Annotated in this window: 13 protein-coding genes; 5 read left to right on the top strand and 8 right to left on the bottom strand. The window is 36.0% G+C overall.

Annotated elements, in window-relative coordinates:
• Positions 1 to 420 precede the first annotated feature (420 nt).
• From HEQ36_RS24370 to HEQ36_RS24360, 3 genes are all read right to left on the bottom strand, one after another.
• A complete protein-coding gene (locus HEQ36_RS24370) occupies positions 421 to 816 on the bottom strand; it encodes a CU044_2847 family protein (RefSeq protein ID WP_053537891.1) in 396 nt (131 codons plus the stop codon).
• A 226-nt stretch (positions 817 to 1,042) separates the two neighbouring features.
• Positions 1,043 to 1,396, bottom strand: a complete 354-nt coding sequence (locus HEQ36_RS24365) for a XisI protein (protein ID WP_168635761.1) — start codon at positions 1,394 to 1,396, stop codon at positions 1,043 to 1,045.
• Positions 1,384 to 1,800 carry a XisH family protein gene (locus tag HEQ36_RS24360; RefSeq protein WP_053541168.1) on the bottom strand — a complete coding sequence of 139 codons (417 nt, stop codon included), beginning with the start codon at positions 1,798 to 1,800 and terminating at the stop codon, positions 1,384 to 1,386. Before HEQ36_RS24360 ends, HEQ36_RS24365 begins: the two co-directional genes overlap by 13 nt.
• Before the next feature lie 274 nt (positions 1,801 to 2,074).
• Here HEQ36_RS24360 and HEQ36_RS24355 point away from each other — a divergent pair, with 274 nt between their 5' ends.
• Complete coding sequence (locus tag HEQ36_RS24355) at positions 2,075 to 2,260, top strand: hypothetical protein (protein ID WP_168635760.1); 186 nt, start codon at positions 2,075 to 2,077, stop codon at positions 2,258 to 2,260.
• A 31-nt stretch (positions 2,261 to 2,291) separates the two neighbouring features.
• Here HEQ36_RS24355 and HEQ36_RS24350 read toward each other — a convergent pair whose 3' ends face one another.
• On the bottom strand, positions 2,292 to 5,030 hold the full coding sequence (locus tag HEQ36_RS24350; protein ID WP_168635759.1) for an AAA-like domain-containing protein: 2,739 nt from the start codon (positions 5,028 to 5,030) through the stop codon (positions 2,292 to 2,294).
• Positions 5,018 to 5,239: a type II toxin-antitoxin system HicB family antitoxin gene (locus HEQ36_RS24345; protein ID WP_168635758.1), complete on the bottom strand. Its 222-nt coding sequence runs from the start codon at positions 5,237 to 5,239 to the stop codon at positions 5,018 to 5,020. Before HEQ36_RS24345 ends, HEQ36_RS24350 begins: the two co-directional genes overlap by 13 nt.
• A 103-nt stretch (positions 5,240 to 5,342) precedes the next feature.
• On the opposite strand from HEQ36_RS24345, the gene HEQ36_RS24340 reads away from it, so the two are divergent.
• Together HEQ36_RS24340 and HEQ36_RS24335 are read left to right on the top strand one after the other, a co-directional pair.
• The gene (locus tag HEQ36_RS24340) at positions 5,343 to 5,489 is read left to right on the top strand and encodes a hypothetical protein (RefSeq protein ID WP_168635757.1); all 147 of its coding nucleotides are present in this window, start codon (positions 5,343 to 5,345) and stop codon (positions 5,487 to 5,489) included.
• Positions 5,490 to 5,575: 86 nt separating this feature from the next.
• Positions 5,576 to 5,722 (top strand): hypothetical protein, encoded by a 147-nt coding sequence (locus HEQ36_RS24335; protein ID WP_199924367.1) that lies wholly within the window; start codon positions 5,576 to 5,578, stop codon positions 5,720 to 5,722.
• Between the two features lie 96 nt (positions 5,723 to 5,818).
• On the opposite strand, the gene HEQ36_RS24330 is transcribed toward HEQ36_RS24335, so the two are convergent.
• Positions 5,819 to 7,471: an AAA-like domain-containing protein gene (locus HEQ36_RS24330; RefSeq protein ID WP_168635756.1), complete on the bottom strand. Its 1,653-nt coding sequence runs from the start codon at positions 7,469 to 7,471 to the stop codon at positions 5,819 to 5,821.
• A 452-nt stretch (positions 7,472 to 7,923) separates the two neighbouring features.
• Between HEQ36_RS24330 and metK the strand changes: the two genes are divergently transcribed.
• A complete protein-coding gene (metK, locus tag HEQ36_RS24325) occupies positions 7,924 to 9,165 on the top strand; it encodes a methionine adenosyltransferase (protein ID WP_168636172.1) in 1,242 nt (413 codons plus the stop codon).
• A 249-nt stretch (positions 9,166 to 9,414) separates the two neighbouring features.
• Here metK and HEQ36_RS24320 read toward each other — a convergent pair whose 3' ends face one another.
• Positions 9,415 to 9,873 (bottom strand): pentapeptide repeat-containing protein, encoded by a 459-nt coding sequence (locus tag HEQ36_RS24320; RefSeq protein WP_168635755.1) that lies wholly within the window; start codon positions 9,871 to 9,873, stop codon positions 9,415 to 9,417.
• A gap of 225 nt (positions 9,874 to 10,098) precedes the next feature.
• Between HEQ36_RS24320 and HEQ36_RS24315 the strand changes: the two genes are divergently transcribed.
• A complete protein-coding gene (locus HEQ36_RS24315; RefSeq protein WP_168635754.1) occupies positions 10,099 to 11,109 on the top strand; it encodes an adenosine deaminase in 1,011 nt (336 codons plus the stop codon).
• Positions 11,110 to 11,320: 211 nt separating this feature from the next.
• On the opposite strand, the gene HEQ36_RS24310 is transcribed toward HEQ36_RS24315, so the two are convergent.
• The gene (locus tag HEQ36_RS24310; RefSeq protein WP_053537898.1) at positions 11,321 to 11,656 is read right to left on the bottom strand and encodes a rhodanese-like domain-containing protein; all 336 of its coding nucleotides are present in this window, start codon (positions 11,654 to 11,656) and stop codon (positions 11,321 to 11,323) included.
• Between the last annotated feature and the right edge of the window lie 91 nt (positions 11,657 to 11,747).

Here is an 11,747-nt window from a genome sequence, read left to right as displayed (position 1 = left end):
TTTGATTGTGACAGAATTAAGTGAATATTTTGTCTGAATCAGGATTTCCAGGATTTGAGGATTTACAGGATTGTTATACTCAAAACGGCTAGAACTTGGACTTTTTTATAATACAACGAATAGGCTCAAAGCCTCTCCCCGTTGCGGGGAGAGGTTTACAAGAGGGGTTTCATATTTGGTTAAACTATAAACCGTTTGCAGTATATTTGAATATTATTTGATTGTGACAGAATTAAGGATTATAAGGATTATGATGATGAGTGAAAAAGAATATTTTGTAAATGCCTAAAATAAACAACATTCTCTAAACACTAGAATACCGAAAATTCCTAGATTAATTCAACAATAACATCCTGTGCATCCTTTAATCGGTGGACATTATCTCGACTTCGCTCGATAACCACCTGATTCTGACAAAATTTATTTCTGATTAAATTTACATTTAACGGTAATTTTGATATTACTGCTGGTTTCTCCTGTGACAATATAAGGGATTCCTGTCATTCCTCCCACATTAACGCCAAATTCTAAAGTAACTTCAGAAACTTCGGCTAAAGCTAAATCTTTGAAGGATTGAATAATATGTTTTGAATAGGATTGAATAGTTTTTTGGAGTTTGTCTCCCTGTTCTTTAATATTCAGTTTTTCATTCAGTTTTTCTAAGCCAAAACTGCGGTCTGCTTGTTCAGGGGTGGGAATTAGAAAATCTAGGTTCTCGTTTTTTGGAGGTTGGGGAATAGATACAGCAATATTTTCTGATGCTTCGATATAGATAATTGTTCCGTCTTCTAGTTGAATCGGCGTTAGTTGTGACATAAAGGTAAATTATCTTTTACAATGTAACCGTCATCTGATGCCACGACCAAAGCGCGACTTAATACTAGGATACAGTTATCATATTACCACTCGTTGCAACAACCGTGAATTTTAATTAACTCGTCACAAAAGCCGTCAGGTGTTTCTCTATACTCAGATATATTTACGCTAACCCAAAAGCGGCGGAAATGCAAAAAGGCTTTTTGAATAACGAATAGTCACCTATTCAAGCAGTAGCAAATTCTGTTAAACTGCGTTTACTGGGATGCTGGAAACCTAAAATAATATCGCTTTGAGGTATTCCTGTTGATAGCAAATCATCAACAACACATAAATTAGTTGCATCTTCTTCTACCCAAACTTTACCGTTTTTGATGCAAAGATAGATGATAATATGCTGTATTTGTTTTTTGTCATCCCAGCCAAATCGAAACCAAATATATTGATCTCTGTTTTCATCAAAAGCTAAACGTTCACTAGCCTCCATTTTGCCATTTTCAACATTTTGAGGATTACTCATTTCGTAATATTCTGTCAATATCTTTTTGATAGCATGACGATATCGTTCTAGTTTATCCATTGTTCAATTTCCTCCTTTTCTGTATTCACAACTATTAATAAAAGTTGATTTTCTTGGATGACTGCTTGTACAGACTTACGTTGAAAAAACTTTTCATACACAACATCATCAATAGCTAAATAAAGTTTATATTCTGGTGCAGTAAGTTGAATAAGTTTCCGATAAACTATGTATTGTCCCAAGGCATTATGAAAATCATACATCTGCGACTTACCCACAAAACTCTTGATTTCTACCACAATTTTCTGTCCCTGACGTTCTGCTGCTATAGGTTTTTCTGCTGCTAGGTCTGCGTAAAGTTCAGCATCTTCATATTTAATAAAGTAAGGGTCATCTGTGATAGTCCAACCGTCTTTTATTAAAGCCGTTTTGACTTCATTATGGTATATATCTTTTGCTGGCATGATGTAACTATTGAGTAAAATTTCATTATGACATCTAATGCCACGACCAAAGCGCGACTCAATACCAGGGTACACTTATCATATTACCACTCGTTGCAATAACCGTGAATTTAAGTTAACTCGTCATAAATGCCGTCAGGTGTTTCTATATCCTTAGATATATTCACTCTAACCCAGAAGCGGCGGAAATGCAAAAAGGCTTTTTGAATAACGGGAAGCTTTCGACTGGGAGATTGTGCTATAATTTGCCAATGATGAAAGTGTTAGAGATTTTATGATAACATTGCAAGAAATTATTAATTCACTGGCCAGTTTATCAAAAGAAGATCAAGATTTTCTATTTGAAATACTCCGCAAAAGAAGAGAAGAGGAAACTAAGCAAGTTATAATTCATTCATTATTGCCTTATGAACCAACCCATAAAGCAGTGAAACCCAACAAAATCAATGATTGTCGCTAATGTGGAATAAATTGGATAAGTTTCCGGTAGACTACTTAACCAAAACTTCTTTAAATTGACCATTTTCAATCTTATACATACAATATGAACTATTAATATTAGATTGATACAAATAGCCATTTTCCTTTGACCAATTTAATCCATAGCCAGAGGTTTTTTCAACAGGGAGTGTCAGAGTTTTCAAATTCTTGAGAATTTCTGATCTTGTCGGTTCATTCGATGATTTATTAATAGCTCCAATGAATGCTTGGGTTGCATCATATCCAGTCATGGTACGCCAATAAATATTTTTTTGTTGCCATCTTTTTATTGCATCTTTCATATATAAAGATGTTTTGTTTACACAAGGTGTGGCCAAACTTGCACCCTCAACAGCATCACCTCCTATATCTAAAGTTGGCTCTTCAAAAACAGACATAGGGAATATTATGTTTAGGTTTTCTATGTTCAGTTTTTTTGTTTTTTTCTGACTCGCTCTTGCAAGAGCTCTTAATATTGAATTTGTTTTTACACCAGGTATTAAAAAAACTGTTTTTATTTGGTTTGATATCATTATATCAATTTCTGCATCAACATTTGGTGGACTTGTTTGTTCCCGATCAAAAACAGAAGTATTATTAATATCAACTTTTCCTCCTAAATCATCAAAAGCTTTTATAAAATCTTCTTGCAAACTTTGACCATAAACACTTTTCTGATCGTAAAAAATTGCTATACTATCTGAATGTAAAGTATTTTTGATATACTTTGCATAAAGTTTGGCTGCTTCTGTTGTAGTTTGAATAACTCGAAAAAATACATCGTCCTTCAATTTGCTGCTAGAACTTGAAGGAGATACTATTGCTAATCTTTTTCGTCTGTAAATAGGTATTGCTACCTCACTACTATCACTTGAATGATGTCCAATAATTCCTAAAATATCTGACTCATTAACTAACTTTTCTGCTACTTTTTTTGATATTTCTGGTTCATTACCATCATTTGCAATAACTATCTCTAGCAATCTGCCATTTTTTCCTCCACTTTTATTAAATTCATCTTGAGCATCAGCTACACCCATAAAAATTTCTTCGGCCGTAAATTTGTAAAAATCAATTCCGGCTACAACTGCTAGTTTTAAAGGTTTTCCTTTCCCTGCTTGACTTGCTAACCTGGCTTTAGTATTATTCAAATATATTTGGGGAATTGGGTCATTACGATTAGCCTCTTTAGCTAAATAAAAAAAATTCTTTGCATTTTCATAATCTCCTTTTTTAAAATATTCGCTTCCCTTATCCAGATGGAAATTTATATCATCAATAAATATTTTCGATTGTTCACCACTAGTTTTAATATTTCTAACACATTTATCACTCCCTTCTATTCTTTCTCCAATAGGACAAAGAGCATATTTATACTGATACCACCTAAATGCACCGATAAGTCCAACTACCACCCCTGTAGCAACACTTGCGAAAACCACAAATATATTCTTAATATTTTTTTTATATTCTAATTTTTGAGAATCATCTAAATACTGTTTATCTAAAGAGCTTAATCTTTTATCTTTTGCCCAAACTGTAGCTTCTTTTAACACCTTACCTTTTAACAGGTGCTTATGCGAATAATCTGATTTTACCCAATCATTGAAAGACTCAGAATAGGGACGTAAAGCAGCTAATTGATTATCAATCCATTGTTGATTAAAAACCTCTCGATAAATGGGATTATAAATTTGTAAGTGATTATTTCTTTTCACCACCAAACCCGACAACTGTAACTTTCCTTCCTCTCCAGTATTCTGACTAACTATTTCTCCCTGTTGATAAATATTTTGATAAATATCTAATAATTCACCTACCATTTGTTCATCAATTAAAATCCGTCTTTCAATGGTGCGTAAATGTTCCGGTTCATCTTTTGCTTGCCAATTTTCAATAATATTAGTTCTAATTAAATTCTCTAACCATTCTTCTTCATTTCTTTCAGATAAATCAGAAGAATTTAAAACTAAATTACAGACTTTTTGAGTTAAAAAAGGTTGTCCCCCAGTCCAATTTAAAATTAATTCTAATAACTTTTCTGGGTGATTAGTTTTAACACTTAATCCCTTTGTTAATGCTTGAGATTCTGCAAAGGTAAAACCTGTTAATTCCACCCCATAGCCAATATTAAAAGGAGTCCGCGTTTTATCTTGAATTAAATCGCTGGGAGTAGCTACTCCTAATAACACAAAACTCAGACGATTATATTCAGTATTATCAACTCGACGATTATAAAAAGAGCGAATTAAAGCGAAAAAATCATCAACATTAAAATCTAAACTGATGATACTATCAATTTCATCTATAAAAATAACAATATTTGATTCAACATATTTTAAAAGAATATCTCGGAGAAAATTACCAAAGAAATTCACCGCAGATAAAGATTCTTGATCATATTTATCCCACCAACTGTCTATATCACATTTTTCATTTAATTCAAAGGTATTAATTAATTCATTAATAATTCCTGCATACCATTGTAAAGGAGTAATATTGGCTGAACCAATATCAGTTAAATCAATAGCAGCACAAGCAAATCCATCTACTTCTTTAAGTCGTTTCATTGTCTGAACTCTTAAAGAAGATTTACCCATTTGTCGGGAGTTTAAAACATAACAAAATTCTCCCTTTTTTATAGCTTGATATAGTTCATTATCGGCTTTTCTGGTGACATAAGTAGGAGCAGAAGCTGGGAGCGAACCACCTACTTGATATTCATAGTTCACTGAGGTTAAGTTTTCCATTTAATTTGTTGAATACCGATAAATTGAGGTAATTGACTTAAATCTTCTTGAGATTCTTCTAAACATAATTCTAAGACTTCTTTTAAATTCTGTTGTAATTCGTCTAAAGTCGATCCTTGAGTATGAACTCCTCGAATAGCGGGAATAATTCCTACATATAATTTGGTATCGGCATCATATTCAATATAAGCGGTGAAAATTTTAGTCATAATCTTAAATTAGGGGGGTTAAAATCCCCGACTTCTTCCTTGATGATGTCAATCAATTATAAACCAATGCCAGAAGTCGAGGATCTACTTTGTTATATTTTAAATGACATCAACTAATCTTGCAAGCGATCGCAGAAATAAAGCCGATACAAATTACATAGCCCGCCTCAGAATGAATTCTGAGTCTAATAGCAAAAGTCGTCTAAAGACGACTGAAGAAAAATTCACAGTCCGTTTCAACGGACTTTAGTTATTAGCCCAGAACTAAAGTTCAGGGCGGTTTATGTTTATAACAAAATAACTCTGGTTAGATTTAGTTAATTGTCATTATTTTAAATGACATCAATTAATCTTGCAAGCGATCGCAGAAATAAAGCCGATACAAATTACATAGCCCGCCTCAGAATGAATTCTGAGTCTAATAGCAAAAGTCGTCTAAAGACGACTGAAGAAAAATTCACAGTCCGTTTCAACGGACTTTAGTTATTAGCCCAGAACTAAAGTTCAGGGCGGTTTATGTTTATAACAAAATAACTCTGGTTAGATTTAGTTAATTGTCATTATTTTAAATGACATCAATTAATCTTGCAAGCGATCGCTAAAATAAAGCCGATATAAATTACACAGGGGAATTACCTTATTACCTTTTGATTCTGCCAATCCCATGCTTTTTAATTTAAAAGCATAAATTGGTTCTAAGGTAACAGCATCATCACTATTAACCAATTTTAACATAGCTGATTTTAGTTGTTTATTTTCTTCTAAAATCAAAAGATGACGATATAAATGGTCTTCATATAATCCTTCTTCAGTGGGAGCAATTGCTAAAAATTGCTTTAAAGTTAAGTCGTTAGTAGCAATATGATATAATGCTGTTCTCACCAAATAAGGATGACCGTCAATCATCCCCATTAATTGATTAATTTCTGTATCTGACCATTGCAATCCATGTCGTTTAACTAAATCCTGAACCTGTGCTAAACTAAACTTATTTAAATCAATTGGTAAACCCACATTAAAAGGAGATTTATTCACATCCAAAGAAATATAAACTTCTTGAGAATGGGAAATAACTAATCTCAGTTTTTGCCAAGTTTCATTATTTTTGCCTTTTTCATGCCATGAACGTAACATAGTGAAAAATTCATCAGCAATTTCACTATATTGAAAGATTCTATCTACTTCATCTAATCCTAGAATTACAGGCTGTTTCAATTCTTTTAAAAGATAGGATTGGAAGTAATTTGTACAATTAGTTTGACTGCTATAACGCTGAGGTTTCCAATATTGATCTATCTTTTCTTCAATCCCTAATTCTAAACTGACATTTGCACAAAAAGACTCTAAAAAACTATCCAGATTTTTAAATAATTCTCGACTCCATAAATTAATAAATCCTGTTTGATAACCTTGCTTTTCTCCTTGATGTAAAATCCTACTCATTAATGAAGTTTTCCCCATTTGTCGAGGTGCTTTAATCCTAATTAATGCCCCAGGTTTTACAATAGCAGTATAACAGTTAGCCTCAATGGGAGGACGTTCAACATAGAAAGGGGAATTTAGAGGAACTTGACCATCTAAATTTTCAAAAGGAATATTAATATCTCTTGGTTGAATAGGTTCAGATTTCGACTCAGGTACACCCTGAATAAAAGCTTTTTTAGTTGTTGAATCTTTTGTCCTCAAAACCGGAGTTAAATGCTCTGGAATATTTTCCATTTCAATAGCATTACATCCTAAATCAAAAGCACTTTTAATTAATTGTCCTGCAAATAAAGTATCGTAAAAACCAATCGCAAATTGTTTAGCAGCTTCATCACCAATTTTTTGATTCATCCCGACGACATAATTAACATAAGGATAAATACCTTCTGCTTGTACATCTGAATAACAAGCATTGAGAAAAACACAATCAATAAAAAATATTTCTTGTAATGCTTTAAACAATTTGGCTAAAGGAGCAACTTTGACTAAAAAGGCTTCTCCATTATCTGCCATTAAAGCTAAACCCTGTTCTCCTCCACCATGTCCTGAGAAATGCACAATATCTGGCTTATGACCTAATAGGGTACGACGAAGTTCTTGAGGACGGACTGCCTCTTCTACAATAATTGTAAATTGTTCACGGTTTTGGGAACGTTCCCAAGCACTTTTAATTTCCCTGACTTCCTCACTTAAACGCAACGGTTTTGTGTTGGTGGGGTTAGCGGTTAAAATAAGAATTTTTTTCATCACCGTCGTTTTATAAAGATATAGTTACCACTACCGTGTATTTGAAGTATTGTATCCTTTATAGTTACCAAAACCGTAACGGTGATCAAATCTCAGGCTATTTAGAGGTTGTTTGAAAAGTATTATATGAAACCCATAATCTCCAAAAACCTAACCCCCCTTCCCTACAAGGGAATGGGGGTTTTAAAGCCTCTCCCCTGGTAGGGGAGAGGTTTGGAGAGGGGTCTGTTTACACATTAAAAACTTTTAAAACATCCTCTTAGAACTTCAACAACAAGATCCCCGACTTCTCAAAGAAGTCGGGGATCTGAGTGCCTCTTGTTATACACACAAGCCTTTAGACACTGGGATAAAAGATACTTATTCCAAAAACTGTAAATATTGTTATGATTTCAGAAATTAGTAACTGATGTATCTCATCAGTGAAAACATTCTTTCAGGAGGAAATTCCTTTGTCTCGACGCTATTTATTTACTTCCGAGTCAGTTACAGAAGGTCATCCAGATAAAATTTGTGATCAAATCTCGGATACCATCATTGACGCGCTATTAGCAGAAGACCCTAATAGCCGTGTAGCAGCAGAAGTTGTAGTTAATACTGGTTTGGTGCTAATTACTGGAGAAATTACCACTAAAGCTCATGTTAATTACGTCAATCTTGCCCGTAAAAAAATTGCGGAAATTGGCTATACTGACGCTGGTAACGGCTTTTCTGCGGATAGCGCTAGTGTTCTAATTGCCTTGGATGAACAATCAGCGGATATTGCTCAAGGTGTAAATACTGCTAAAGAAGCCAGAACCGAGGATAGTGAAGAACTATTCGATAAAATCGGCGCTGGTGATCAAGGGATCATGTTTGGTTTTGCTTGTAACGAAACCCCAGAACTGATGCCTTTACCCATCAGTTTAGCACACCGCATTGCCCGAAGATTGGCAGGAGTTCGCAAAGCTGGTATTCTCCCTTATCTGCGTCCTGATGGTAAAACCCAAGTTACCATTGTTTATGAAGATGGCAAACCTGTAGGCATTGACACCATCTTAATTTCTACCCAACATACAGCTACCATTGGGGATATTACCGATGATGCTGGGGTACAGGCTAAGATTAAGGCTGACCTGTGGACAGAAGTAGTAGAACCTATATTTGGTGATATTGCTATCAAACCAAGTGAGGAAACCAAGTTTTTAGTTAACCCCACTGGTAAGTTTGTCATTGGTGGACCCCAAGGAGATTCCGGTTTAACAGGACGGAAAATCATTGTTGATACCTACGGTGGTTATTCTCGACATGGTGGTGGTGCATTCTCCGGTAAAGACCCCACGAAAGTAGATCGTTCTGCGGCTTATGCGGCTCGTTATGCAGCAAAAAATATTGTTGCGGCTGGGTTAGCAGAAAAATGTGAAGTGCAGCTAAGTTACGCCATTGGTGTAGCGCGTCCTGTCAGTATCTTTGTTGATACTTTCGGTACAGGTAAAGTGGATGATGAAATTCTGTTGAACTTAGTCAAAGAAAACTTTGAACTCCGTCCAGCGGGAATTATCCATGTGTTCAATTTACGTAACTTACCAAGTGAAAGAGGCGGACGTTTTTATCAGGACGTTGCAGCTTATGGTCATTTAGGAAGAACTGATTTGGATTTACCTTGGGAAAACACTGATAAGGTAGACGTTTTAAAGAAAGCGGCGTTTGCTTAATCAGTTAGTTGAATACCCAGACTTAATTTGAGGTTATAGACGATTTAATTATCTATAGCCTCTTTTTTGAGAATAGCCCGCCTAGAGTTTTAACGCCCACCAGCCAGGGAATAAATTCCCTGTCTAAAAGCTAAAGTCGGTTCAAACCGACTATTTTAGTTTGACACTCCCCGGTCTAAAGACGCGGGGATTCTATAGAGAGTTTCAGTCTATATCTCTCAGTTATCCCAGCTTCAGGCAGGTTTGTTATTAATCCCAATCAGGGAACATAGCTCCATCTTCGCCACCAATACCAATCCCTGTGTTATATATGCCAGCATCAGTAATGTTAATATTATCCATTGATGCTTGATAGACGTTGGAATCATTGACTGTGGCGCGGGTAAGATTTGCGCCGTTTAAATTGGCTTTTTTCAAGTTGACGTTGGTAACAAAGGCTGATGTTAAGTTAGCACCTGCTAAGTTTGCTCCGGTCAAGTCAGCACCTTCTAAGTTAGCATTTGTAAGGTTAGCACCCTGAAGATTTGCGCCTCGCAAGTCTGCACCAATTAGATGAGTGCCACTGAGGTTGAGTCCTGATAGATTACACTGGATACATTCTCTAGTTGACAAAAGTTTCTGTAAATCTTTTTGGCTTCCAGCTTGAACTGAACTAGCTAGAAACAGGGGAGTTATCAAGGCCATAGCGGCTAATAGTTGAAGTTTCATACAATTTCCCCCTCTCACAATGTAGTTATGTCTGTTCTTGTCCTCACGAATTCATTGTCTCACTAATTGGCGAAAAAATGTTGATTTAAACTACAAGCTTGATATTTCTTTTTATAAATCAGCAATTGGGAATAGACAAGTGGTAAACTTTGTCAATTCGTAAGTCCTAGTTTTTTATAGTGGTTTTTGTTAAGATTGATGAAATTTTTCTGGTGAAATACCACTATGGCTTTATATGCAGAATTACATCGGCATTTAGGTGGTTCCGTTGTCCCTCGTGTCCTATGGCGATATTTCCAGCGTCATAATACTGAGTTGATTTCTCGCTTTGGTGAATATGCAGAGTTTGAAGATTTTTATACTCGTCCTCGTAATACTTTGGATGAATATCTAGAATTGCATACTCTTGTGGAAAGTGTGCAAACGGTGGAGACTTTACCTTACTTTATTTACCGCTTATTACGCGGTGCTTATATTTTTGAGAATTTGGCTTATTTGGAATTACGCTATACTCCCTATTTACGAACTCCTGAACATTTGAGTCAAGGTGAAAGAATTGATAAAATGGCGGAAATTGTGGATATTGTGGGTAAATCTAGTTATGTACCCGAATATCCCATTGTTACTAGTCAAATTCTTTGTATGCACTCCCGTTTATCTTTTGAGGTGAATAAGGCAATTATTGATTTGGCAGCGCAAAATAGAAAGTATGTTTGTGCGATAGATGTGGCTGGTGGCGATCGCTATTATGATGAACGCATGGAAGAATGGATTAGTTTATATAATTATGCCCATTCACTGGGTATTAACACCACAGGGCATCTTTATGAAACTAAGGATGGTTGTTATCCAGAATTGTTACCCTATTTAATGCGAATTGGTCACGGAATCCAAGTTCCGCTTTTGTATCCTGAATTGCTGCCAGAAATTGCCAGAAGAGGACAATGTTTAGAGGTTTGTCCAACAACTTATTTAAAAACAGGGACTTTACAGGATATTCGGCAACTCAAGTTGGTTTTTGACCGATGTTTTGAAGCTGGGGTGGATATCGCTATTTGTACGGATAATGCGGGTTTACATAATGTGCGTCTTCCCTTTGAATATGAAAATCTTTTGACTTACGACATTATCAATTTTCAACAGTTACAAGCTTGTCAAGAGGCAGCTTTCCGTCATGCTTTCGCTTGGCCTCATAGTCAACGTCCAGCATCTTTGTTAACTGGGTTGTTGAGGTAGGTGACAGGTAAGTTGGGGGAGTCGGGGGAGTTGGGGGAGTTGGGGGAGTCGGGGGAGGCAAGATTCTTTTATCCCCAACCTCCCCAACCTCCCCTACCTCCTCTACCTCCCCTACCTCCCCAACCTCCCCAACCTCCCCTACCTCCCCAACCTCCCCAACCTCCCCAACCTCCCCAACCTCCCCAACCTCCCCCAACCTCCCCCTACTCCTTTAACCCTCTACCCCTTCTGTAGCACCGTTGATAGATTTCCAGGCTGATAAGCCACCGCCCAGTTCAGCTACTGTGGTAAAACCGAGGAATTGTAAGGTTCTCACAGCTTGGGCTGATTGGCTGTCATTTTCGCCATAAACATAGATTTGGCGTTCTCTGTAGAGGGATATTTGGGCGCGAGATTCTAAGTCATTGAGGGGGATAGAAATCGCTCCTGTGATGCGGCTATGATTGTATGTTGAGCGATCGCGCACATCAATAATTGTAAAAGCAGGTTGACCCCATAGAAGACTGTTCTTTAAGTCGTTAACATCAGCAACTAAATTAATACTCATAAGCTTTTCTCTGCTTCTAATCTAATCAGAAATTTACCAAATATCCCTTCTTAATTCGTATTTCTTTAGAATGACAGCAGATTTAAGAAAT

The sequence above is a fragment of the Anabaena sp. 54 genome (assembly GCF_017355725.1).
Taxonomy (GTDB): Bacteria; Cyanobacteriota; Cyanobacteriia; order Cyanobacteriales; family Nostocaceae; genus Dolichospermum; species Dolichospermum heterosporum.
Note: the sequence above shows the minus strand (reverse complement) of the source record. Positions and strands in the feature narration are given on the sequence as shown.